Genomic DNA, 25,109 nt, shown 5'->3' with positions numbered 1-25,109 from the left:
TCATGTTTGATTTACTAGCGATTGATCCGACGGCTTTCAGTCTGGGTCCAATAGATATCCGTTGGTATGGAATTCTAATAACAACTGGTATTATTCTTGCATTCATCGTCGTTCAAAAAGAGATGGTGAAGCGGGGGATGCACCCGGATTTCTTAACGGATCTGCTTATTTGGGCAGTACCGTTATCTATCATAAGTGCGAGGATTTACTATGTCATATTTTCCTGGGATTCCTATAAAGACAACCCTGCAGATGTGTTCAAAATATGGGAGGGCGGTATTGCCATCCACGGTGCATTGATAGGTGCCTTTTTAACGACATACTTTTATACGAAACGTCGAGGCATTTCATTTTGGAAAGTGGTGGACATCGCTGTACCGGGAATATTGATCGGTCAAATCATCGGTCGATGGGGAAATTTCATTAATCAGGAAGCGCATGGCGGTCCAGTTTCGCAAAGTTTTCTGGAAAACACATGGATTCCTGACTGGATTATGAATCAAATGACGATTAACGGAGTAACGTATCATCCGACGTTCCTCTATGAATCGTTGTGGAATGTTGTCGGTCTCATTATCATTTTGCTTTTGCGAAGAGTCCGGTTAAAGCGAGGCGAAATGTTCTTCTTCTATTTGACATGGTATTCAATCGGAAGATTCTTCATCGAAGGGATGAGGACGGACAGTTTGTACGGCGGAGATCTTCGCGCTGCGCAAATTGTTTCCATTATCGCCATTGTATTTTCGGTGTCAATGTTCATTTGGAGAAGATTTATAAAGAAAGTTAAAGTGGAATATCAAGATAAATAGAAGAGAGATGGGGAAATGCAAACGCTTCGAGCTGGTTTGGCCGCTGGATTAAAAACGACGTGGACATTAGGGAAAGTCATTTTCCCGATTACTCTCCTCGTCGTCATATTGCAACATACACCTGTGTTGCCTTGGGTAGTTAAGTTGATTTCACCGTTCATGGGTTTATTCGGACTGAGCGGGGAAGCAGCGATCCCGTTAGTACTTGGCAATGCACTGAATTTATATGCTGGCATTGCAGGAATCCTCTCGCTCGACCTGACCGTGAAGGAAGTTTTCATTTTGGCTGTTATGCTCAGTTTTGCGCATAATATGTTCATTGAGACGGGAGTCGCGTTAAAGGTCGGAGTGAAACTGTGGATTGTTTTAGTCGTTAGATTCGGTTTAGCTGCTTTTTCAGGCATCATTATCAACTTATTCTGGAAAGGCGGAACCGAAATTGCGCAGTATGGTATGGCGCCTGAAGTGTCCGCTGTTCCGGAAGGTTGGTTGGAAATCGGATTGCTCGGCTTACAGAAAGCGTCGTTTGGCGTTTTGCAACTTGCGCTTATTGTCATTCCGCTTATGATTATTGTTCAATTTTTGAAAGACAATAACTACTTACAGAAGTTTTCGGAGAAACTGGCACCATTTACAAAAGTCATTGGTGTTCAACCGAATGCATCAATGACATTGGTTGCCGGACTTGTTATTGGTCTTGCCTACGGGGCAGGTGTCATGATTCAAGCTGTACAGGAAGATGGCGTCAGCAAAAAGGATGCAACGCTTGCATTCATTTTCCTAATTGCTTGTCATGCGGTCGTTGAAGATACACTCATATTTTTACCTTTAGGCATACCGATCCTGCCATTGCTCATTATCCGCCTTGTCACAGCGTTTACATTGACGATCGCGGTTGCTTACTTATGGAAACAGGCAGAACGAAAAAGGGAGAAGGAGGTAACAGTTCTGAATGGATAAAATTACAACATTGTTATTTGACTTCGATGGAACGTTACTAGATACGAACGAGCTCATCATTCAAACGTTCCAAACGGTTTTGAATGCACATTATCCGGGAAGGTTTGAAAGAGAAGACATCCTGCCTTTCCTCGGACCGACGTTAAGGGAAACATTCGAAAGCATCGATCCAGAAAAAACGGAAGAACTGATGGCTGAATATCGTACATGGAATTTGGCTAATCACGATTCTTTTGTTAGTGAATTTGATGGGGTCACGGAAACGCTCAGACAGTTGAGAAATAAAGGGTTGAAAATGGCGATCGTGTCAACGAAGCGAAATGAGATGGTCATGAGAGGCTTGCGGCTCATTGAAGCGGAAGAGCTCTTTGATACGATTGTCTGTTTGGACGATGTACAACATGCGAAGCCTGATCCGGAGCCATTGTTACTTGCGATGGAACGATTGAACTCGTCCCCAAATGAAACGATGATGGTCGGCGATAATAGTCATGATATCCTCGGAGGAAAGAACGCTGGAGTTCGCACTGCTGGTGTAGCATGGTCAGCTAAAGGCGAGAAATTCATCCGTGAGCTGAAGCCTGACTTTGTTTTGCAGGATATTTCAGATTTGCTGTCGATCGTAGAAGGCGAAGAGGCTTGAGACGGACCGAGCGTTATCCTGCTGAAGGAAATGCGAACTCCCTTTGGCATATATACAAAACGGTTTCATTTCTAAAAGTGGCAAAGAACTTCGTCTTTATCCAAATCGGACGGTATACGCCTTTCATTCCGTTGAAGAATTTCATCTATCGAACATTTTTAGGAATGAAGATAGGGGAAAAGACATCATTCGCATTAATGGTCATGCCCGATACGATGTTTCCTGAGCGCATTACAGTCGGTGACAATTCAATCATCGGCTTCAATACGACGATTTTAGCACATGAATATTTGATAGAAGAGTATCGAATCGGTGACGTCATCATCGGTGATCGCGTCATGATCGGTGCGAATACGACAATCCTTCCAGGAGTGGAAATTGGAGACGGCGCAATCGTATCGGCAGCTTCACTCGTCAACCGCGACATTCCCGCCGGTGCAATGGCAGGGGGCAACCCTGTGCGGATCATTTACACTTCAGAGCAGTTGGAGGAGCGCCGAAAGACAGATAGTGATGGCTGACAAGAAATAGGATGACGGAAATGGAACTTATGATATAATGAAGCCAGCTGATTGGAGGGACGTGTATAGCGTTCCTTCTAATTTTTTTCGGAGGAATTTGATTGGATAAAAAGTATAGGAACATAGATAAGAAAGTCATTTCATTTATCCCTGACGGTGAATTCTACTATCAAAAAGGCGTTAAAGCTATGCAGCGCGACCGTTTTGATGAGGCTCATAAATATTTGCAAAGGGCTGTTGAACTGAGTCCTAATGATCCGCTTATTCTTATGCAATACGGCATTCTCATTATGGAAGAGGGAATGTTTGAGGAAGCGTATGAAATTTTGGCCGCAGCGCACGGTCTTGATCCGGAAGAGGAAGATATCATCTTTTACTTAGCGGAAGTCCACGCTCATTTAGGTCTTCTTCGAGATGCGAAGATATATGCGGAAAAGTATATTGCATTGGCGCCTGATGGACCTTTGGCAGACGACTCGATGGAGATTATCGATTTTGCCGAGCAAGAGGAGGCCTTTTTTACCGACGAAGAAATGCCCGACGGAGAAGTGTATTTCTTGCAAGAAAAAGCAAGAAGGTTGATGGAAGAGGGTTCTTTTAAAGAAGCAATTGAAATTTTAGAGTCCATCATCACAGATTATCCTGACTTTTGGGCTGCCTATAATAACTTGGCGCTCGCCTATTTTTATGTCGGTAGTATTGAACAAGCGAAACTATTGTTATTTGATGTGCTCGAAAAGAATAAAGGAAATTTGCATGCACTATGTAATCTCGCCGTCTTTTATTATTACGAGAAAGATAAAGAGGAATTGGATGCAATGCTCGAGCTCCTCATGAAAATAAAGCCGTACCAATTTGTACATCGTTATAAATTAGGGGCTACATTCGCGTTAGTCGGCAAACATAAAGAAGCGTACGGTTGGCTCAGAAGCTTGCAAAAACGTGGTTTTGAAGGGGATGCCGGTTATTATTTCTGGCTCGCTCATTCTGCATACTTTTCCGGCAATGAGCAAGTTGCGAAGGAGTCGTATGAGAAGTTGGTCGAATTAGATCCATCCAAGGCGGGTTTTGAGCCATGGAAAGATGTACATTCATCGACCAAGCCGGAATCATATGAACAAGACCGTGAATTTTTATTAAGTAAAATTACGAATAAATATAGAAGTGAAAGATTGTTAGGGTTTTATTTGCTAGGAAAATCAGCACATAAACAGGAGATCGTTTCGCATCCCACGTATATTGATCTCGAAAAGCTAAGTGTCATTGAGCAATTATTTTTGGCGCATAGCCTCGATTATGAGTTTACGGTGGAAAATGAATTTGACCATTCATTCATGCGTGCATTGGAAGCGACCGAGTTGTTATATGAAAAATATAAACCATTGGAACGGCAAGGGACCCATCTATTCCAAATGTGGTTCACCCTTTGCGAAGTAGGACTCATCCGATCCTATCATTTTAGGAACCCCGCGGCATTGGCTGCAGCGGCGGATTATATGTTCCAGTCTTCTCGTTATAAAGGAGTTACAAAAGCGGCAATAGCCCGAACTTACGACATTTCGGTGCCTACGTTAACGAAATACGTCAGTGATTTGATGGAGTTTTTGCCGCAATTCAATGTGTAAGCAGCGAACGATCATGTAAGCATATATATTGATTGGCCCCTCGGAATCTTATACGATTTGGTCAGTGGTATATGTACTGGAGGAGGATAAGGTATGACAACCGAGAAAATATACGACGTCATTATCATTGGCGCAGGACCAGCTGGAATGACCGCTGCGGTTTACACATCTAGAGGAAGTTTATCGACTCTCATGTTGGAGCGCGGCATTCCGGGCGGACAAATGGCAAACACGGAAGAAATCGAGAACTACCCTGGATTTGAGACGATTCTCGGTCCTGATCTTTCGACAAAAATGTTTGAACATGCGAAAGCTTTCGGAGCTGAATATGCATATGGCGACGTCACAGAAATTATAGATGAGGGGAACCTCAAAACAATCAAATCGGGCAATAAAGAATATAAAGCGCGTGCCATCATTATTACAACAGGTGCCGAGTATCGTAAAATGGGCATCCCTGGTGAAAAAGAACTGACTGGCCGTGGAGTCAGCTATTGTGCAGTATGTGACGGAGCTTTCTTCAAGAAGAAAGAAATAGTTGTCATCGGAGGCGGAGACTCCGCAGTCGAAGAAGGTGCATATTTGACACGCTTTGCGGATAAAGTAACAATTATCCACCGACGCGATGAACTTCGTGCACAAAAAATTCTTCAAGACCGTGCGTTTGCAAATGAAAAAATAGACTTCATCTGGAATTCAACAGTTAAGCAAGTGAATGAAAAAGACGGCAAAATCGGCTCTATTACACTCGTTTCTACAGTGGACGGCACTGAAAAAGTAATGGAAACTGAAGGCATGTTCATTTATATCGGAATGGACCCGTTAACGGCACCATTCAAGCATTTAGGAATTTTGGATGAACATGGCTATATCGTGACTAACGAAGAAATGGAAACGAAAGTACCTGGTATCTATGCAGCTGGCGACGTTCGTCAAAAAACACTTCGCCAAGTCGTCACAGCAACAGGCGACGGCAGCATCGCAGCCCAAGCATGCCAAAAATATATCGAAGAACTAGCGGATAAAATGGCTGCTGAAGCTTAAGAATAAAAAAGAGATCCTTGATAGGGTCTCTTTTTTATATGGGAAATATCTCTTTTCAATCTCCATTGCTTGGAGTGAAGGCACGTAGACTCCTGCGGGAAAAGCGTCAGCAGAAGACCCCGCAGGGAGCGAAGAATGAGCGGACGAGGAGGCTGAAGCGACGCCCGCGGAAAGCGAAGTGCCGTAACGGAAAGCTGAATCCAGCTACGCAACTTAATATTTAACAAGATTAATCTATCCTTAATGTTCCTGTAACCGTCCTGCAATACAAAAAGGTTATGATAAGAATATCAATTGACCCCCCTTTTTAATATAGCAACATTTTAAAGACGATCTGCCCTTCAAACGGCAGGTGGTCTTCTTTTTTTGTCGTTTGCTTTCAAAACATTGTATAATGGTTATATGCGTATTGAAGAAGTGAGGAAATGGTCATGCAAAGAATCGCAAATTTACTTATAGTCAAAGACAACCAAGTTCTTTTATTGAAGAAACCGAGACGGGACTGGTATGTTGCTCCCGGCGGCAAAATGGATTCGGGTGAATCGATCTACGACGCAGCCATCCGTGAATTTACCGAAGAAACTGGCGCGACACCTGTCAATCCTCACGTAAAAGGCATCTATACAATGATGATTGTCGATAAAGAATCAAAAGAATTACTGAACGAATGGATGCTATACACTTTCGTTGCGAGGGATCTCATTGGAACTCCTTATGAATCAAACAGAGAAGGCCTGCTCGAATGGCATCCTGTAGAAAGTTTACACACACTTCCGATGGCGGAAGGAGACCGGAAAAATTTGTTATTTGCAGCCTCCCAAACAGGCGTGCAATATGGTACATTTTATTATACAGAAGAGTTTGAACTGTTGGATGAACACATACAAAAATCAATGGAAGGTGACCTGGATTAATGGAGAATGAATTACCGAACAGCGATGTTGAATTAGTTATCATTACTGGTATGTCAGGTGCGGGAAAAACAGTTGCCATGCAAAGTTTCGAAGACCTGGGGTTCTATTGTATCGATAATTTGCCTCCTGAACTGCTCGTTACTTTTCTCGATTTGATGATGAAGTCGGAAAATAAGATGAGACGGATTGCTGCTGTCATGGATACGAGGGGCGGCGACCTGTTCGACGCCTTGATCGGGGCGTTGGATAACTTGCTGCAAATGGACGGCGTATCGACGAAGTTGCTTTTCTTGGATGCGGATGATGAGACGCTCGTCAGACGGTACAAGGAAACGAGAAGGTCACACCCACTTGCGGTAGGCGGGCTGCCATTGACAGGCATCCGAAAAGAAAGAAACCTCTTAACTGAATTGAGAGGCCGGGCCCGTTCCATTTATAATACATCCGAATTGAAGCCGAGGGAATTAAGAGAAAAGATCATGTCGACATTTTCCTCCGCCGGGGATACTTCGTTCACCCTCAATTTCATCTCTTTCGGTTTCAAGCATGGCATGCCAATAGACGCAGATGTCGTCTTTGATGTCCGTTTTTTACCAAACCCCTATTACATCGAAGATTTGAAACCACTAACCGGGTTAGAGAAAGAAGTTTATGAGTATGTGTTAAAATGGAATGATACACAAGTTTTGATTGAAAAGTTGACAGACCTGTTCAAATTCATCATTCCTCAATATAAAAACGAAGGCAAATCGCAAGTCGTCATCGCGTTTGGTTGCACAGGCGGACAACATCGTTCGGTGTCGTTAGCAGAATACTTCGGAAATCGTTTCAAAGAGGAATATAAGACGTTAATTACCCATCGGGATGTAGAGAAGAGAAAGGGTTGACACTATGCTGCAATCCGGAAAATTGAAGAAAATAGTCGTCTTTGGAGGCGGGACCGGATTGTCCACGTTACTGCGGGGATTGAAAGCCTATCCAGTCGATCTGACCGCGATTGTAACGGTCGCGGATGACGGAGGAAGCTCGGGACGACTGCTGGATCAATACAATATCCCGCCACCAGGGGATATCCGTCAAGTGATGGCAGCGCTTTCAGATGTAGAGCCGTTAATTGAGAAAATGTTCCAATACCGTTTTTCCAACTCGGACGATTTGAAAGGGCACTCACTCGGCAACCTCATGCTAGCTGCATTGACTGATATAACAGGCGATTTTGCCCGTGCTGTCGAAAAGATGGGCAGAGTGTTGAATATTAAAGGGAAAGTATTGCCTGCCGCAAACCAAAAGATCACCTTGCATGCTGAGCTCGATGATGGCACAATTGTAACCGGTGAATCTAAAATTCCGGTGTATGGGCGCAAAATTCGAAAAGTCTATGTATCTCCGCAAGAAGTGGAGCCTTTGCCTGAAACGGTAGAGGTTATCAATGAAGCGGACTTGATCATTTTTGGGCCTGGCAGCTTATATACGAGCATTTTGCCGACGATACTTGTAAGGGATATTCGTGATGCTGTTCTAGCGTGCCGTGCAAAAAAAGTATATATTAATAACTTGACGACGCAGGAAGGCGAAACGTATCAGTACACTGCATCTGAGCATGTGAAAGCGTTATATGATCATGCCGGCAGTCAATTCATTGACACGGTTCTGTTGAACAAAACGGATTTTCGAACTTTATTAAACGGGGAAGAGCCGTCCGATGTTCAGCTCCCTGTAGAAAATGATATTGATGCTTTGCAAATGCTAGTCCCTACTATCGTATTAGGGGACTTTTCGACGGTTTCAGACGGAAGAATTATCCATGATGCTGAAAAAGTCGCATCGTGGATTATGGGTTATATGGAAGGTACGATCGTAAGCGAGGAGACCTGATCATCGCCGAGAGAGAGGGGGAAAATCATGTCTTTTGCATCTGAAGTGAAGAAGGAACTGACACAAATCGAATCCAAGGAATGCTGTGTGAAAGCGGAAATTGCCGCCTTTATTAGGATGAACGGTGCTCTATCGTTTTCCAATAAACAATTGAGCTTGGACGTGCAAACAGAAAACGCGGCAATCGCAAGGAGACTTTATTCAAACATCAAGCGGCTATATCCTTATAAAGTCGAATTGCTCGTTCGTAAAAAAATGCGCCTGAAGAAGAACAACGTCTACATATGCCGAATTCGGGAAGGTGCCAAGCAATTATTAGAGGACCTTTATATACTGACAGGAACCTTTCAATTTAAAAATGAAATTGTAGAGCAATTGGTTAAAAAGAAATGTTGCCAGAAGTCCTATTTGCGTGGTGCATTCCTCGCAGGAGGTTCTGTCAACAATCCCGAAACGTCTTCCTATCATTTGGAGATTTTCTCTTTTTACAAAGAGCATAGCGAAGCGTTAGTGGATCTGATGAATAAATACCAACTGAATGCGAAATCGATTGAACGGAAAAAAGGTTATATCGCCTATTTGAAAGAGGCGGAGAAGATTTCAGACTTTCTTGGTATCATTGGAGCACACGTATCGTTGATGAAATTTGAGGACGTCCGGATTCTAAGGGATATGCGGAATAGCGTCAATCGCCTTGTCAATTGTGAAACCGCTAACTTGAATAAAACAATCGGAGCGGCACAACGGCAAGTTGAAAATATAAAATTCATCCAGAGCACGATTGGATTGGATCAATTACCTGACCGTTTGCAGGAAATCGCTCAATTGCGCATCGATAACCAGGACGTCACTTTGAAAGAGCTCGGTGAAATGGTGAGCGGCGGTACGGTTAGTAAATCGGGCGTGAATCATCGCCTTCGTAAAATTGAAGAAATCGCGGAAAGCCTCCGCAGTGGAGGAATTGTTAGCCGATAAAATAGACGAGTCAGAGAGGAGTCAATGGAATATGGCAGAAAGAACGGTTGAAGTAAAGATGAAGACCGGATTACAAGCACGACAAGCTGCACTTTTCGTACAGGAAGCAAATCGATTCACGGCGGACGTATTCTTGAAAAGAGATGAACGTCAAGTGAACGCGAAAAGTATTATGGGTGTAATGAGCTTGGCAATCGCAAGAGGTGCTGAAGTGACATTGATCGCTGAAGGCGTCGACGAGGAGCAAGCAATCGAAAAGCTATCTGCGCTTGTGGAGAACGAAAATTAATATAAAAAACAGCCGTTTCACTATGAAAATAGGAAACGGCTGAAAAATAAAAAAGCCGTAAACATGTTTTCATGTTTACAGGCTTCTTTAAAAACTTTATACGCCCTCGGCAGGAGTCGAACCCACATTTCAAGAACCGGAATCTTGCGTGCTATCCATTGCACCACGAGGGCAATTTCTTGCTACTATCAGTAACAGACAAGATTAATTATACAAAGAAAGTGGTATGATTGCAATACCTAAATTAAAAGCGTTATATTTGACCTTTATTGACCATAATATGTATGATAGATGTACAGTTGAAACAACTGGTTTCAGCAGAACGATAATCCTGACCCATCATAAGGAGGAAATAACATGAATTTAATACCTACAGTTATTGAGCAAACGAATCGGGGAGAGCGCGCTTATGATATTTACTCCCGTTTATTGAAAGACCGGATCATTATGCTAGGCAGCGCAATCGACGACAATGTAGCAAACTCGATTGTTGCGCAATTGCTTTTCCTAGAAGCGGAAGATCCAGAAAAGGACGTATCGATCTACATCAATAGCCCGGGTGGCAGCATCACTGCAGGTATGGCGATTTACGATACGATGCAATTCATCAAACCGGACATCCAAACAATCTGTATCGGTATGGCTGCATCGATGGGATCTTTCCTATTGACAGCAGGTACAAAAGGGAAACGTTATGCGCTTCCTAATGCAGAAGTAATGATCCACCAACCACTTGGAGGAGCGCAAGGGCAAGCGACTGAAATCGAAATCGCAGCTAAACGCATTCTCTTCCTACGTGAAAAATTGAACACGATCCTTTCCGAGCGCACAGGCCAGCCTGTCGAAGTAATCGCGAAAGATACAGATCGCGATAATTTCATGACAGCAGAACGCGCGAAGGAATATGGTTTGATCGACCACATCATCACTCGCAGCGACATGAAAGAATTGGAATCGAAAAAATAATACTGAACTACTGCCGACTCTGATTATGGAGTCGGTTTTTTTTTGTGTGCATTTGTCGGGGGCTCAACAAAAGTGCTTCCGCGTCCAAAACGAGTGTCTCCGCGTCCAAAGCGAGTGTCTCCGCGTCCAAAGCGAGTGTCTCCGCGTCCAAAGCGCGTGCCTCCGCGTCCAAAGCGAGTGTCTCCGCTTCCAAAACGAGTGCCTCCGCGTCCAAAGCGCGTGCCTCCGCGTCCAAAGCGAGTGTCTCCGCTTCCAAAACGAGTGTCTCCGCGTCCAAAACGAGTGTCTCCGCGTCCAAAGCGAGTGCCTCCGCGTCCAAAACGAGTGTCTCCGCGTCCAAAGCGCGTGTCTCCGCGTCCAAAGCGAGTGTCTCCGCGTCCAAAACGAGTGCCTCCCCGTCCAAAGCGCGTGCCTCCGCGTCCAAAACGAGTGTCTCCGCGTCCAAAACGAGTGTCTCCGCGTCCAAAGCGCGTGCCTCCGCGTCCAAAGTGAGTGTCTCCGCGTCCAAAGCGAGTGTCTCCTCGTCCAAAACGAGTGCATCCGCGTCCAAAGCAAGTGTCTCCGCGTCCAAAGCGAGTGCCTCCGCGTCCAAAGCGAGTGTCTCCACGTCCAAAGCGCGTAGCTCCGCGTCCAAAGCGAGTGCCTCTGCGTCCTAACTAGATTTATTTCCGCTAGGTTTGAAACCTTTTCGGACTACATACGATAAATAATGTATACTTGCTCAATTGTTTGGAAAGCGGTACTGGTTGGGTATTGCAAATATATCGAATGGAGTGTGAAAAGATGAAAAAGATATTAGGGCCAATAGCAATAATTGTTGTCATTCTTGTAATTCTTGGCGTCATACTCGTGCCGAGCTATAACAAATTTGTCAATTTAGAAGAGAATGTCGATCAGTCGTATGCACAAGTTGAAAACCAGCTGCAGCGCCGACTTGATTTGATTCCAAACTTGGTGAGCACGGTTAAAGGATACGCGAGTCACGAGAAAGAAGTGATTGCTGAAATATCCGATGCACGCGCAAAGCTTGCAGGAGCGAGTGGGCCTGAGGAGCAGGCGGCTGCTGATACGGAGCTTTCGAACGCACTTGGCCGATTGCTCGTTGTCGTGGAAAATTACCCTGACCTTAAAGCGAATCAGAACTTTACACAATTGATGGATGAGCTTGCCGGAACGGAAAACCGAATTGGCGTTGCAAGGATGGATTATAACAACGTCGTAGCGGATTATAACCGGCAAACAAAGCGTTTTCCAGGTAAACTCGTAGCTTCCATTTTTGGATTCGACGAGAAGGAATATTTCAAAGCGGATACAGCTGCGAATGAAGCGCCTAAAGTCGATTTCGGAGATGACAGCAAGTGATCCGTAGGGCATTCCAATGCATGATTATTATATGTCTTAGCATCATGATCATGCCGGCAATGGCGTTGGCAGCTGACGTCCCGCCATGGAATACACAGGATTACTTTATACAGGACCATGCGAATATTTTGTCGGCGGAACAGAAAGCCGAGCTGAATCGATTAGGTGAACAGTTGAATAACGCGACTGGTGCAGAGCTTGCGGTATTGACGTTGCCGAGTATAGGTGATGAACCGGTAGAAACATTTGCTGTAAAAGCGCTCAGGGAATATCAGCTTGGCAAAAAGGATAAGAACAACGGTGCATTACTTGTCGTGACAACTATTCCAAATTCGGCTGGTGACAGGCATTTCGAAATGTCGACCGGGTATGGCTTGGAAGGCGCTTTGCCGGATGGGAAAGTAACTAGGATTATGGATGAAGTGGCGGTTCCGTATTTGCAAAATGAACAGCCAGATCTAGCTATAATGGAAGCATACAAATCGTATTATAACGAAATTGCTGCTGATTATGGATGGAATGGGGAAGTCGCGGAAGTGAACACACTCGCTGGCCAAGGCGGTTCAGGAATTGGCATCCCATCACCAATCATTATCTTAATCATCATATATCTGCTATTCCGCTATATGGGTGGCGGCCGCGGAGGTGGCGGCGGTCCAGGCGGCCGAAGAAGAGGAAGAAGTGGTCCGATTTTCTTCCCTGGCTCCTTTGGAGGCGGAGGAGGCTTCGGTGGTGGAGGCTTCGGCGGAGGTGGCGGAGGCGGCTTCTCCGGTGGCGGCGGATCTGGCGGCGGAGGCGGAGGAGGGCGAAGTTGGTAAACTCCCGAGTCTCGACAACATAAATAAACGGCATTCTGCAAAACTTTTTGCGGAATGCCTTTTTTCATTTATACTAAAAGAAAACGCTAATCGAGGTGTCCAGTTATGCATGTCCAGTTCTACACAAAAAAAGGCTGTCATTTATGCGACGAGGCGGAATCGATGATGAAACTCGTTCAGGAGGATTTTCCGTTAACATGGTCGACGATTGACATTGAAACGGATGACGAAAGCCATGAAAAATATATGCTGATGATTCCAGTCGTAGAGAAGGATGGCGAAGTCCTACTATACGGTTCCATCAGTTATGTTGACTTGGTTGACTTATTCTAAAATGTGTCAAAAAGTTTGAACTTATTGACAGTAAGGTATATACTAATAATAAGAAATATATTTTTTTGCACTAGGTGGGACAAATAAAATATAGGTGGGCTGAAATTGTCCTATCGTTGAAAGAGGGGCTTTCCTATGATCCCGAAAATTATAGAGGCACAACGAAAGCTTGTGCCAGAAATGATGGAGTTATTACATCAGCGGTACAAAGTTTTGAAATTCATTGAAGTGGCAGGTCCGATTGGAAGAAGACCGCTTGGCCAGATGGCGGATATTTCGGAACGGGAATGTCGAAACCTGATGGAGATGTTGCGGTCGGAAGGACTGATCCGAGTAGCAAAAGAGGGAGCCACGATTACGCAAGAAGGGGCAGCCGTCCTCGACACGCTTGGGTCAACAATAGAAGAATGGACCGGACATGGATTGATTGAAAAAAAATTGGGCGATTTATTAGGTATTGAAGGTGTACAAATTGTTCCTGGAGACTGTGATGAAAATCCAGCTGTGAAGAGTTTGATTGGCAAAGAAGCTGCTGAGGAATTCATGAGTCGGATAAGCGACAGTCAAATTATTGCTGTCACGGGAGGCAGCTCGGTAGCCGCAATTCCGCATCATATTCATACGATCGAAAATGCCGACCGTTTACATTTCATTGCCGCAAGGGGAGGGGTCGGCGACGATATTGGATTACAAGCGAATGTCATCGCAGCCTCTTTCGCTGAAGCGAGCGGAGGGACGTACAGCACGTTTTACTACCCCGAATCGCTAAGCGCTGAAGCGCATGAAGTTTTCAAGCGGGAGCCTACCGCTATCGAGATGATGGAACTGTATGAGAAGACGGATTGCGTCCTGCATGGAATTGGGAATGCGCATCGTATGGCTAATTTGCGGAACACGCCTGAGAACGAAATCATTCAATTGCAAGAGCAAGGCGCGAAAGGTGAAGCGTTCGGCTATTACTTCGATGGCAGCGGAAATGTCGTCCATCGTATTCGAACGGTCGGAATTCAGACGGAGCAGTTGAAGAAAATTCCGCTCATCATTGCTGTAGCAGGTGGGAAAAGCAAAGCTGAAGCGATCATGTCCTATATGGCAAGCGCTCCCCGTCAAACGATTCTTGTCACGGATGAAGGAGCAGCGCGTGCCATGCTGATGAAAATGGAAGGTTAACACGAGTGAATAACGCAAATACTTGAATAGAATCTTAGGAGGTAATGGAAATGACGATTAAAATGGCAATCAACGGATTTGGACGTATTGGAAGAGTAGTTATGAGAGAGGCAAGAAAGCATGATGAAATTGAAATCGTAGCAGTAAACGATTTAACAGATGCACAAATGCTAGCGCATCTATTGAAATACGATTCAGTGCACGGAATTTTAGACGCAGAAGTTGGCTCAGAAGAAGACTATCTCATCGTCGATGGGAAGAAAATTAAAGTATACGCTGAAAAAGATCCTTCCCAATTGCCTTGGGGCGAATTAGGTGTCGACGTCGTCATCGATTCGACAGGCGTATTCCGGGATGAAAAATCATTGATGAAACATATTGAAGCAGGCGCGAAAAAAGTAATCTTGTCTGCACCTGCAAAAGGGGACATGAAGACGCTCGTCATGGGTGTGAATGAAGAATCTTATGATCCACAAAACGACAAAATCGTTTCGAACGCATCATGTACGACAAACTGTCTTGCGCCTGTCGTCAAAGTGTTGCAAGACCAATTCGGCATTAATCGCGGTATGATGACGACAGTCCACTCATACACGAATGACCAACGTATTTTGGATTTGCCGCATTCCGACTACCGACGTGCGCGTGCAGCTGCTGAGTCAATGATCCCTACGACAACTGGTGCAGCTTCAGCAGTAACGAAAGTTATTCCGGAATTAAAAGGGAAATTGGACGGTATGGCTGTCCGCGTGCCGACGCCAAACGTATCTCTCGTCGACTTCGTAGCTGAACTTGGAACAGAAGTAACAGTGGAAGACGTGAACGCCGCTTTGAGAAAGGCTTCGGAAAATGAATTGAAAGGCATTCTCTTCTATAATGAGATTCCACTTGTTTCGACGGATTATAACGGCAACACTGCATCATCGACTGTCGACGGTCTATCAACGATGGTATTGGACAACAATATGGTGAAGGTCATCGCTTGGTATGACAATGAATCAGGTTATTCTGCCCGCTGCATCGATTTAGCCCTTTACATGAATGAAAAAGGTATCTAACTTATACGTCTAGACTCCGGGCGCTAGCCGCTCGGGTCATAAGACATCTCCGCTGCACGGCAAAGGGCGCCGTTTGGCAGATCTGCCTTATGCCTTTCGCAGCTAAGCAAGCGCCCTTCGCTTTTGTATTAGCCATTCTAATGGCGACCCATTATAATAGATAGATGGGTAGGAGGAACGGAGAGACCCGTTCCTTTTTTTTACATTCCTCGCCGTTTTTGGCGCTCAACTTTCTTGGAAGGGTGCGGTTTACATGATAGCCAAACAAACAATCAAAGATATTGAACTGAACGGGAAGCGCGTTTTTTGCCGCGTTGATTTCAATGTGCCGATGGAGAACGGTGAAGTAGCGGATGATACGAGAATCCGCGCAGCTGTTCCGACAATTGAATTCATGGCGGAGCAAGGGGCGAAAGTCATTCTCGCCAGTCACCTTGGAAGGCCAAAAGGTGAAGTGAACGAAGAAATGCGACTTACGGCAGCCGGTAAAAGATTATCGGAACTGCTTGGGAAAGACGTGAAAAAGCTTGATTCTTCCATCGGGGAAGAAGTTGAACAAGCTGTCGCCGATATGAAACCGGGCGACATCATTCTTCTTGAAAATGTCAGATTCCATGCTGGGGAAGAAAAGAATGATTTGGAGCTCGCGAAAAAGTTTGCGGATTTAGCCGATGTCTTCGTTAACGATGCATTCGGAGCTGCACACCGTGCACACGCTTCGACTGCGGGGATTGCACAATACATTCCGGCGGTGAGCGGATTCTTACTCGAAAAGGAATTGGAAGTCCTCGGAAAGGCATTGTCGAACCCGGAACGACCGTTCACAGCAATTATCGGCGGCGCGAAAGTGAAGGACAAGATTGGTGTCATTGACAATCTTTTAGACAATGTGGACCACTTATTGATTGGCGGCGGACTTTCTTATACATTTACGAAAGCGCAAGGCTATGAAACAGGTAACTCGTTAGTCGAAGAAGACAAAATCGAGCTTGCTCAATCATTCATTCAAAAAGCGAAAGAGAAAAACGTCAAGCTCCATTTGCCGATTGATGCGGTAGTGGCGGATGCGTTTTCCGAAACTGCGAATGTGAAAACGGTAAAAATCGACGAAATCCCGGATGGTTGGATGGGGCTCGATATCGGACCGGAAACGGCTGAACTGTATGCGGATATCATTAAAAATTCCAAGCTCATCATTTGGAACGGGCCGATGGGCGTGTTCGAAATGGAACCGTTTGCTGCAGGTACGAAGAAAGTTGCATTGGCAATGGCTGAAACGGAAGCTTACACTGTTATCGGTGGTGGAGATTCTGCCGCGGCTGTAGAAAAGTTCGATGTTGCAGAAAAAATGGATCATGTGTCAACTGGCGGCGGCGCGTCATTGGAGTTCATGGAAGGAAAAGAATTGCCCGGCGTAACTGCGCTGAATGATAAGTGACGGAGGAAGAAAAATGCGAAAACGAATCATTGCAGGAAACTGGAAAATGTATAAAACGATCGGTGAAGCTAAAAACTTTGTAACTGAAGTGAAAGACCGCTTGCCTGAAACAGACAAAGTCGAAGCAGTCATTTGTCCGCCTTCTCTATACCTGTCCGAACTTGTAGGGGTAACAGAAGGCACTTCATTGAAAATTGGTGCTCAAACGATGCATGACGTCGATGAAGGGGCATTCACTGGAGAAATAAGCCCAAAAATGCTGGCGGATCTGAATGTGCCATTCGTCATTCTCGGCCATTCTGAACGTCGCCAATATTTCAATGAAACGGATGAAGCGGTGAATCGTAAAGTATTGGCAGCCTTTTCGAAAGGATTGACGCCAATTGTTTGTGTCGGTGAAAGCCTTGACGAGCGGGAAGCTGGGAATACTGTAGAAACAGTAGCAGACCAAGTGAAGAAAGCGTTTGAAGGCGTGAGCGCGGAGCAGGCAAAAGCTGCAATCATCGCTTACGAGCCGATTTGGGCAATCGGAACAGGCAAAACGGCGACAGCGCAAGATGCGAATGAAGTATGCGGAGAGATCCGTGCTGAAATCGGCAAGCTATACGACGATGAAACAGCTTCGGCAATCCGCATCCAATACGGCGGCAGCGTGAAACCTGGCAATATCGGTGAGCTTCTGTCGATGGAACATATTGATGGTGCGCTTGTCGGGGGAGCGAGCCTTGAACCGGATTCATTCCTTGAAATGATCGGGGTTGCGGCGAATGACTAAAGCACCTGTCGCATTGATTATTTTGGATGGCTTCGGACTAAGGGAGGAACGGTTCGGCAATGCGGTTGCACAAGCGAGCACACCGAACTTCGACATCCTTTGGAATGAATATCCGCATTCTACATTAACCGCTTGCGGTGAAGCTGTCGGCCTCCCTGAAGGGCAGATGGGGAATTCGGAAGTTGGCCATCTGAACATCGGCGCAGGCCGGATCGTCTATCAAAGCTTGACGCGGATCAATAAGTCCATCAAGGACGGGGACTTCATGACGAAACCGGCTTTGCTTGGGGCAATTGATCATGTGAAACAGAACGACTCATCCCTTCATCTGATGGGGCTGCTTTCGGACGGCGGTGTACATAGCCATTATGAGCATTTATTTGCCCTCCTTCGCCTTGCCAAAATGAAAGGCATTAAAAAAGTATTTATACACGCATTCCTGGACGGACGGGACGTCGGACCGCAAACAGCTCCAGGCTATGTTGAGCAGACTGAAAAGGTGTTGGAAGGGCTCGAAGTCGGTAAGATTGCCACAGTTTCCGGCCGGTTTTATGCAATGGACCGGGATAAAAGATGGGACAGGGTGGAGCGCGCATACCGGGCAATTGTCGACGGTACAGGTGAAACATTCAAAACAGCTACGGAAGGCATATTATCTTCGTATGTGAAAGGCATCCACGATGAGTTTGTGGAGCCGTTCATCATTGAGGAAGATGGCAAGCCGGTCACAACAGTGAAAGACGGGGACGCGGTCGTTTTCTTCAATTTCCGTCCCGATCGTGCGATTCAATTATCGAAGGCGTTTACTGATCCATCGTTTGACGGTTTTCATACAGGACCTGAAACGTTCGAAAACTTGAAGTTCGTCACATTTACACAGTATAGTGATGAAGTTGAAGCAGACGTTGTGTTTGGAAATGAAAATTTGCAAAACACGTTAGGAGAAGTGCTTTCTAAAAATGGACTTCGCCAGCTGCGGATTGCCGAAACGGAAAAATATCCGCATGTGACGTTTTTCATGAGCGGCGGCAAGGAAGATGAATTCGAAGGCGAGAAAAGGATTCTGATTGCAAGTCCGAAAGTCGCAACGTATGATTTGAAGCCTGAAATGAGTGCCATTGAAGTGACAGAGGCGTTGCTGAAAGAGATTGAAGATGAAACGCAGGACGCGATCATCCTCAACTTTGCGAACCCTGACATGGTCGGGCATAGCGGAATGCTTGAGCCGACGATCAAAGCGATCGAAACGGTCGATGCATGCCTTGGAAGGATCATCGACGCATTGTTGCTAAAAGGCGGAACGGCAATCGTCACTGCGGACCACGGGAACTCCGATGAAGTCGTGACGATGGAAGGGAAGCCGATGACTGCACATACGACAAATCCGGTGCCGGTCATCATTACAAAACCTGATATCGAGTTGCGGGAAGGCGGTATACTATCGGACCTTGCCCCGACAATGCTAAAATTATTGGAAATCGAACAGCCGGAAGAAATGTCCGGAACACCATTATTCTAATAAAGGGAGAGATTGAAATGCCAATCATTACTCATATCCAAGCAAGAGAAGTTCTTGATTCACGCGGAAATCCGACTGTTGAAGTCGAAGTGTTTACAGAAAGCGGAGCGTTTGGCCGTGCCATCGTTCCTTCAGGAGCTTCCACAGGTGAATACGAAGCTGTCGAACTACGCGACGGCGACGCATCCCGCTATCTTGGAAAAGGAGTTTTGAAAGCGGTCGATCATGTCAATGAAATCATCGCGGATGAAATCGTAGACAATTATTCAGTGCTCGATCAAGTTGTCATCGACAATGCGCTGCTTGAACTAGATGGTACGAAAAATAAAGGCAAGCTAGGCGCAAATGCGATCCTTGGCGTTTCAATGGCAGTAGCACACGCTGCAGCGGATTACTTGGACGTTCCACTTTACCAATACCTTGGCGGCGTAAACGCGAAGCAATTGCCAGTTCCAATGATGAACATTTTGAATGGCGGAGAACATGCGGATAACAACGTCGACATCCAAGAATTCATGGTCATGCCTGTAGGCGCGGAATCTTTCCGTCACGGTCTTCGTATGGGAGCTGAAATTTTCCATAGCTTAAAAGACGTGTTGAAATCGAAAGGCCTTAACACTGCTGTAGGTGATGAAGGCGGCTTCGCACCGAACTTGGCATCGAACGAAGAAGCGCTTGCTACAATTATGGAAGCAATTGAAAATGCTGGATACAAACCAGGTGAAGAAGTATTGCTTGCAATGGACGTTGCCTCTTCCGAGTTCTACGACAGCAAAGAGAACTTATACCGTCTTGCTGGGGAAGGAATTACAAAAACTTCCGAAGAAATGGTTGCATGGTATGAAGAGCTTTGCTCGAAATATCCGATCGTTTCGATCGAAGACGGCCTTGACGAAAATGATTGGGCTGGGCACAAGCTATTGACAGAGCGTCTCGGCACGAAAGTTCAATTGGTAGGAGACGATCTATTCGTTACGAATACAGAGAAATTGGAGCGCGGCATTGAAGAAGGTGTCGGCAACTCGATCCTCATCAAAGTGAACCAAATCGGTACATTGACAGAAACATTCGATGCGATCGAAATGGCGAAACGTGCAGGCTATACAGCAGTCATTTCCCACCGTTCCGGCGAATCCGAAGATACAACAATCGCTGATATCGCAGTCGCGACAAATGCAGGGCAAATTAAGACAGGTGCACCTTCACGTACAGACCGCGTCGCGAAATACAACCAATTGCTTCGCATTGAAGACCAATTGGATGAAACAGCAGTCTACCTTGGAGCAAAAACGTTCTATAACTTAAAAAAATGACAACAATAATCAGCCGGCAATGACCGGCTGATTGTTTTTAAGTGGGGAGATCGTATTTTTGAGCGCAGAATTGAAATCTTGAGCGCTGGACTGGGATCTTGAGCGCGAGACTGGAATCATGAGCACGGAACTGAAATCATGAGCGCGGAACTGGAATCATGAGCGCGAAACTGGAATTCATGAGCGCGGAACTGGAATTCATGAGCGCGGAACTGGAATTCATGAGCGCGGAACTGAAATCATGAGCGCGGAACTGAAATCTTGAGCGCGGAATTGGGATCTTGAGCGCGGAACTGGAACCATGAGCGCGAAATTGGAATCATGAGCGCGAAACTGGAATTCATGAGCGCGTGACTGGAATCATGAGCACGGAACTGGAATTCATGAGCGCGGAACTGGAATTCATGAGCGCGGAACTGGAATTCATGAGCGCGGGACTGGAATCTTGAGCGCGAGACTGGAATCATGAGCACTGAACTGGAATTCATGAGCTCAGAACTCGAATCTTGAGCGCAAAACCGTAATCTTCCCGAATTTTGTTGTAACAGTTTAATATGTTTGATAGAATATAAATGTTGAGATGCTCTATGCAGGAGGTGGAACAAAGTGCATGCTTTGTTAATGACATTACTATTAATCGTATCATTGGCGTTGATTGTCGTTGTATTATTGCAATCCGGAAAAAGTGCAGGTCTGTCTGGAGCCATCTCCGGTGGTGCCGAACAACTTTTTGGAAAACAGAAAGCACGTGGACTAGACTTAGTGCTTCAAAGAGTGACAATTGTACTTTCAATTTTATTTTTCGTTTTGGCGATCGCCATCGTGAAATTCTAATCGGAACTATATAATCACATAACTGTCAAACGCCTGGCCACCCGAATGGTCGGGCGTTTTTTTCATCATAAAAAGGGAAAGATAGGATACATAAGGCTTTTTTATTTAAATCTACATGAATTTTTGTAATGCCGGGATGGAAGAGAAAGGATGAGGGATATGAGAATAGCACAGCCGAAGCCGTTCTTTTTTGAAAGTGGCAAACGGGCCGTCTTATTATTGCACGGCTTCACAGGAACATCCGCAGACGTCCGGATGCTTGGTCGTTTTCTAGAAAAGAAAGGCTATACATCACTAGCTCCGCACTATAAAGGACATGGTGTCCCGCCTGAACAACTGATTGGAACAGGACCCGACGAATGGTGGGAAGATGTCATTGCGGGCTACAATGAATTAAAAGAAGCTGGCTATGAAGAAATCGCAATCGGCGGATTATCATTAGGCGGTGTATTTTCATTGAAATTAGGGGTTAAAATGCCTGTGAAGGGTATTGTAACTATGTGCTCGCCAATGGTTATGAAAACTCCGGATAAATTGTATGAAGGCGTATTAAAATATGCTTCAGACTATAAAAGATATGAAGGAAAATCGAAAGCCGAAATCGAAGAAGAAGTTGAAGCACTCCGCGGCAAAACGATGCCGTCTCTTGCCGAATTGACGCCGCTAGTCGATGAAGTAAAGGGACAGCTTCCGGAAATCGATGCTCCACTTCTCGTCATCCAATCACGTAATGACGAAGTGATCGATCCTAATTCGGCCAACATCATTTACGAGAATGCATCATCTGAAAAGAAACAGATCGAGTGGTATGAAAAATCCGGTCATGTCATTACACTTGGACCTGAAAAAGAACATCTTCACGAAACGGTATTTGAATTTCTTGAATCACTCGACTGGAACGTGTGAAAATGAAATCAGTTGACGATAGTTATGAATGGAGGGATGGTAATTGGATTTTATTGACGAAGAGTTAAAAACAAGACTGTTGTCTTTCATGAAAGAGGAATCGTATAAGCCATTGACGGTTCAGGAAATCCAGGAGTCATTGGGCATTGAAGGGGCTGCAGAGTTCAAGGAGCTCGTAAAGATGCTCGTGCAGCTCGAACAAAAAGGCGAAATTGTCCGCTCACGCACAAATCGATACGGCGTCCCTGAGCGCATGAACTTAGTGAGAGGTAAATTCATCGGACATGCGAAAGGTTTCGGATTCGTCACGCCTGAAACGGAAGGGATGGACGATATATTCATTCCACCGCCTGAAGTGAACGGGGCGATGAACGGGGACATTGTCCTTGTACGTGTTTCGAAAGGTGATTACGGCGACCGTCGCGAAGGCTCGATCATTCGAATCGCTGAGCGGAAAACGACGAAGGTTGTCGGCACGTACCAAGATAACCGCGGCTTCGGCTTTGTTATCCCGGACGATAAAAAACTTCCGATGGATATTTTCATTGGCAAAGGAAATTCACTCGACGCCGTAGACGGACATAAAGTCGTCGTGGAAATTACAGATTGGCCAAGTGAACTGAAATCCGCAACAGGCATGGTCGTGCAAATCCTCGGACATAAAAACGACCCAGGTGTCGATATTTTATCGATCATCCATAAGCACGGCATTGAAGTCGAGTTCCCGCCTGAAGTGATGGAGCAGGCAAATCGTACGCCGGATGAAGTGCAAGAAAAGGATCTGTTCAAACGCACTGACTTGCGGGAAGATCTCGTCATTACAATTGACGGCGCCGACGCAAAGGACTTGGATGATGCCATTTCCCTTGTGAAAAACGAGGATGGCTCTTATGTATTATCCGTCCATATTGCGGACGTCAGTCACTATGTACAGGAAAACACACCGCTTGACGATGAGGCGTACGAACGGGCGACGAGCGTCTATTTGACGGACCGAGTCATCCCGATGCTTCCTCATAAGCTGTCAAACGGCATTTGTTCCTTGAATCCGCATGTCGACCGTCTGACGATGTCGTGCCGCATGACAATCGATCGAAACGGTAAAGTGATCCATCATGAAATATTCGAAAGTGTCATCCAGTCGAAGGAAAGAATGACATACACAGACGTCTATAAAATTATTGAGTTAAAAGACGAAGAACTCATGAAAAAATACGAGCATATCGTTCCGATGCTGAATGATATGGCCGAGCTCGCGTCCATCTTAAGACAGAAACGGATCGACCGTGGCGCGATCGACTTCGATTTCAAGGAATCGAAAGTGATTGTCGATGAAAAAGGATGGCCGACTGATATCGTGTTACGGGAACGTACAGCGGCGGAACGTCTTATCGAGGAATTCATGCTCGCGGCAAACGAAACAGTTGCCGAGCACTTTCACTGGATGCAAGTGCCGTTCCTTTACCGGATTCACGAAGACCCGAAAGTGGAAAAGCTTCAACGATTCTTTGAGTTTCTGACTAACTTCGGAATCGTCGTGAAGGGTACTGGGAATAAAGTGCATCCTCGTGCCTTGCAGGAAATCGTCGAGTCGATCGAAGGCATGCCGGAAGAGACCGTCATTTCGACAATGCTCCTCCGCTCAATGCAACAAGCGAAGTATTTCGAGGAAAGCCTTGGCCACTTCGGTTTGTCAGCCGATTTCTATACGCATTTCACGTCACCAATCAGACGTTATCCGGACTTGATCGTTCATCGACTGATCCGGACGTATTTGATCGAAAAAGATGTTTCGTCTGAAACGATTGCTCATTGGAACGCAAACATGTCTGAAATCGCTCAGCATACATCAGAGCGTGAACGCCGTGCAGTTGATGCGGAACGCGATACAGACGCATTGAAGAAGGCACAGTACATGCTCGATAAGATTGGCGAGGAATTCGACGGCGTCATTTCATCGGTGACGAACTTCGGTATGTTCGTGGAACTTGAAAACACAGTCGAAGGACTTGTCCATGTCAGCTATATGACGGACGATTATTACCGTTTCGATGACCGTCAAATGATGATGATCGGCGAGCATACCGGCAAGCAGTTCAGGATTGGTGATGAAGTGACGATCCGCGTCGTTTCCGTAAAACCTGAGGAATCGGCGATCGACTTTGAAATCGCGGGGATGAAGCAGTCCTTCCATCGCGCGCGGAAAGAGACGCCGAAGGTCATCCACGCGAAGAAGCCATCAAGTGGCGGCGGTCGTCGAGGAGATTCCGATAAGCCTAAAGGTGAGAAGAAAAAAGGCGCTCCTAGCCAGAAGAAGAAGTTCTATGAAGGTGTAGCGAAAAAGAAGAAGAAACAGGCTCCAAGAAAGAGAAAATAAACGTAGCGGCATTCGTTCAGGCGAATGCCGTGGAGTTTTTGATTGAACAGGGGGGATTTTCATGGCGAAAGGCCAAGGAAAAGTTCTAGCAATTAATAAAAAAGCAAACCATGATTATGCGATTGAAGAGACAATAGAAGCAGGCATCGTGCTGCAAGGAACGGAAATCAAATCGATCCGAAACGGCAAAGTCCAGCTTCGCGACGCATTCGTCTTGATCCGCAACAATGAAGCATGGATTTCCAACATGCATATCAGTCCGTACGAACAAGGAAATCAATTCAACCACGACCCATTGCGTTCGCGGAAACTGCTGCTTCATAAGAAACAGATTGCAACGCTAGTCGGGCAAGTGAAGCAGGAAGGTTACACAATTGTGCCGCTAAAGATGTACTTGAAAGACGGCTTCGCGAAAGTATTGATCGGCGTTGGTAAAGGGAAGAAGCTGTATGATAAACGCGACGATCTGAAGAAGAAAGAAGCGAAACGCGACATGGAACGTGCCTTCAAAGCGAAACAGCAATATTGATTTTTACGTAAAAATGTAGTATGATACTAGTAGTGATATAGTTCAGAAGCCTTTCA

26 protein-coding genes and 1 tRNA gene are annotated in these 25,109 nt (G+C 45.6%); 25 read left to right on the top strand and 2 right to left on the bottom strand.

Annotated elements, in window-relative coordinates; translation table 11 throughout:
* Positions 1–2 precede the first annotated feature (2 nt).
* From lgt to ACTHPA_RS11035, 11 genes are all read left to right on the top strand, one after another.
* Positions 3–809 carry a prolipoprotein diacylglyceryl transferase gene (lgt, locus tag ACTHPA_RS11085; RefSeq protein ID WP_440500311.1) on the top strand — a complete coding sequence of 269 codons (807 nt, stop codon included), beginning with the start codon at positions 3–5 and terminating at the stop codon, positions 807–809.
* 15 nt (positions 810–824) lie between these two features.
* A complete protein-coding gene (locus ACTHPA_RS11080) occupies positions 825–1,769 on the top strand; it encodes a nucleoside recognition domain-containing protein (RefSeq protein ID WP_440500310.1) in 945 nt (314 codons plus the stop codon).
* Entirely contained in the window at positions 1,762–2,412 is a 651-nt protein-coding gene (gene ppaX, locus ACTHPA_RS11075; protein WP_440500309.1) for a pyrophosphatase PpaX, read from the top strand. The genes ACTHPA_RS11080 and ppaX overlap by 8 nt, the downstream gene beginning before the upstream one ends.
* Positions 2,409–2,933, top strand: coding sequence for an acyltransferase (locus tag ACTHPA_RS11070; RefSeq protein WP_440500308.1), 525 nt, complete (start codon positions 2,409–2,411; stop codon positions 2,931–2,933). The genes ppaX and ACTHPA_RS11070 overlap by 4 nt, the downstream gene beginning before the upstream one ends.
* A gap of 101 nt (positions 2,934–3,034) precedes the next feature.
* The gene (locus ACTHPA_RS11065) at positions 3,035–4,558 is read left to right on the top strand and encodes a tetratricopeptide repeat protein (protein ID WP_440500307.1); all 1,524 of its coding nucleotides are present in this window, start codon (positions 3,035–3,037) and stop codon (positions 4,556–4,558) included.
* A gap of 93 nt (positions 4,559–4,651) precedes the next feature.
* Complete coding sequence (trxB, locus tag ACTHPA_RS11060; protein WP_440500306.1) at positions 4,652–5,602, top strand: thioredoxin-disulfide reductase; 951 nt, start codon at positions 4,652–4,654, stop codon at positions 5,600–5,602.
* 431 nt (positions 5,603–6,033) lie between these two features.
* Positions 6,034–6,516 (top strand): NUDIX domain-containing protein, encoded by a 483-nt coding sequence (locus ACTHPA_RS11055; RefSeq protein WP_440500305.1) that lies wholly within the window; start codon positions 6,034–6,036, stop codon positions 6,514–6,516.
* Positions 6,516–7,403 (top strand): RNase adapter RapZ, encoded by an 888-nt coding sequence (gene rapZ / locus ACTHPA_RS11050; RefSeq protein ID WP_440500304.1) that lies wholly within the window; start codon positions 6,516–6,518, stop codon positions 7,401–7,403. The genes ACTHPA_RS11055 and rapZ overlap by 1 nt, the downstream gene beginning before the upstream one ends.
* A gap of 4 nt (positions 7,404–7,407) precedes the next feature.
* Positions 7,408–8,391: a gluconeogenesis factor YvcK family protein gene (locus ACTHPA_RS11045; protein WP_440500303.1), complete on the top strand. Its 984-nt coding sequence runs from the start codon at positions 7,408–7,410 to the stop codon at positions 8,389–8,391.
* Between the two features lie 27 nt (positions 8,392–8,418).
* Positions 8,419–9,366, top strand: coding sequence for a DNA-binding protein WhiA (whiA, locus tag ACTHPA_RS11040; protein ID WP_440500302.1), 948 nt, complete (start codon positions 8,419–8,421; stop codon positions 9,364–9,366).
* Between the two features lie 31 nt (positions 9,367–9,397).
* Positions 9,398–9,655: an HPr family phosphocarrier protein gene (locus ACTHPA_RS11035; protein WP_440500301.1), complete on the top strand. Its 258-nt coding sequence runs from the start codon at positions 9,398–9,400 to the stop codon at positions 9,653–9,655.
* Between the two features lie 101 nt (positions 9,656–9,756).
* On the opposite strand, the gene ACTHPA_RS11030 is transcribed toward ACTHPA_RS11035, so the two are convergent.
* Positions 9,757–9,828: transfer RNA gene (locus ACTHPA_RS11030), tRNA-Arg, on the bottom strand.
* Between the two features lie 184 nt (positions 9,829–10,012).
* Here ACTHPA_RS11030 and clpP point away from each other — a divergent pair.
* Positions 10,013–10,621 (top strand): ATP-dependent Clp endopeptidase proteolytic subunit ClpP, encoded by a 609-nt coding sequence (clpP, locus tag ACTHPA_RS11025; protein WP_440500300.1) that lies wholly within the window; start codon positions 10,013–10,015, stop codon positions 10,619–10,621.
* Between the two features lie 7 nt (positions 10,622–10,628).
* On the opposite strand, the gene ACTHPA_RS11020 is transcribed toward clpP, so the two are convergent.
* The gene (locus ACTHPA_RS11020; protein ID WP_440500299.1) at positions 10,629–11,255 is read right to left on the bottom strand and encodes a hypothetical protein; all 627 of its coding nucleotides are present in this window, start codon (positions 11,253–11,255) and stop codon (positions 10,629–10,631) included.
* A 149-nt stretch (positions 11,256–11,404) separates the two neighbouring features.
* Between ACTHPA_RS11020 and ACTHPA_RS11015 the strand changes: the two genes are divergently transcribed.
* The 13 genes from ACTHPA_RS11015 (at position 11,405) to smpB (ending at position 25,053) form a co-directional block, all read left to right on the top strand.
* Positions 11,405–11,983, top strand: a complete 579-nt coding sequence (locus tag ACTHPA_RS11015) for a LemA family protein (RefSeq protein WP_440500298.1) — start codon at positions 11,405–11,407, stop codon at positions 11,981–11,983.
* Positions 11,984–12,003: 20 nt separating this feature from the next.
* Positions 12,004–12,801, top strand: a complete 798-nt coding sequence (locus ACTHPA_RS11010; RefSeq protein ID WP_440500297.1) for a TPM domain-containing protein — start codon at positions 12,004–12,006, stop codon at positions 12,799–12,801.
* 105 nt (positions 12,802–12,906) lie between these two features.
* Positions 12,907–13,134, top strand: a complete 228-nt coding sequence (locus ACTHPA_RS11005; RefSeq protein ID WP_440500296.1) for a glutaredoxin family protein — start codon at positions 12,907–12,909, stop codon at positions 13,132–13,134.
* Positions 13,135–13,269: 135 nt separating this feature from the next.
* Positions 13,270–14,304 (top strand): sugar-binding transcriptional regulator, encoded by a 1,035-nt coding sequence (locus tag ACTHPA_RS11000; RefSeq protein WP_440500295.1) that lies wholly within the window; start codon positions 13,270–13,272, stop codon positions 14,302–14,304.
* A 50-nt stretch (positions 14,305–14,354) separates the two neighbouring features.
* Entirely contained in the window at positions 14,355–15,362 is a 1,008-nt protein-coding gene (gap, locus tag ACTHPA_RS10995) for a type I glyceraldehyde-3-phosphate dehydrogenase (RefSeq protein ID WP_440500294.1), read from the top strand.
* Between the two features lie 253 nt (positions 15,363–15,615).
* Positions 15,616–16,800 carry a phosphoglycerate kinase gene (locus ACTHPA_RS10990; protein ID WP_440500293.1) on the top strand — a complete coding sequence of 395 codons (1,185 nt, stop codon included), beginning with the start codon at positions 15,616–15,618 and terminating at the stop codon, positions 16,798–16,800.
* A gap of 13 nt (positions 16,801–16,813) precedes the next feature.
* On the top strand, positions 16,814–17,575 hold the full coding sequence (gene tpiA / locus ACTHPA_RS10985) for a triose-phosphate isomerase (protein ID WP_440500292.1): 762 nt from the start codon (positions 16,814–16,816) through the stop codon (positions 17,573–17,575).
* Positions 17,568–19,094, top strand: a complete 1,527-nt coding sequence (gene gpmI / locus ACTHPA_RS10980; protein WP_440500290.1) for a 2,3-bisphosphoglycerate-independent phosphoglycerate mutase — start codon at positions 17,568–17,570, stop codon at positions 19,092–19,094. The genes tpiA and gpmI overlap by 8 nt, the downstream gene beginning before the upstream one ends.
* A gap of 17 nt (positions 19,095–19,111) precedes the next feature.
* Entirely contained in the window at positions 19,112–20,407 is a 1,296-nt protein-coding gene (eno, locus tag ACTHPA_RS10975) for a phosphopyruvate hydratase (RefSeq protein ID WP_440500289.1), read from the top strand.
* 606 nt (positions 20,408–21,013) lie between these two features.
* On the top strand, positions 21,014–21,241 hold the full coding sequence (gene secG / locus ACTHPA_RS10970) for a preprotein translocase subunit SecG (protein ID WP_060209912.1): 228 nt from the start codon (positions 21,014–21,016) through the stop codon (positions 21,239–21,241).
* A 159-nt stretch (positions 21,242–21,400) separates the two neighbouring features.
* Positions 21,401–22,147, top strand: coding sequence for an alpha/beta hydrolase (locus ACTHPA_RS10965; RefSeq protein WP_440500288.1), 747 nt, complete (start codon positions 21,401–21,403; stop codon positions 22,145–22,147).
* A gap of 88 nt (positions 22,148–22,235) precedes the next feature.
* Entirely contained in the window at positions 22,236–24,524 is a 2,289-nt protein-coding gene (gene rnr, locus ACTHPA_RS10960) for a ribonuclease R (RefSeq protein WP_440500389.1), read from the top strand.
* A gap of 61 nt (positions 24,525–24,585) precedes the next feature.
* Positions 24,586–25,053, top strand: coding sequence for an SsrA-binding protein SmpB (gene smpB, locus ACTHPA_RS10955; RefSeq protein ID WP_440500287.1), 468 nt, complete (start codon positions 24,586–24,588; stop codon positions 25,051–25,053).
* Positions 25,054–25,109: the final 56 nt, after the last annotated feature.

This window comes from Sporosarcina sp. SAFN-015, assembly GCF_051966875.1.
In the GTDB taxonomy this organism is placed as follows: Bacteria; Bacillota; Bacilli; order Bacillales_A; family Planococcaceae; genus Sporosarcina.
This window is presented reverse-complemented; position numbering and strand designations above follow the sequence as displayed.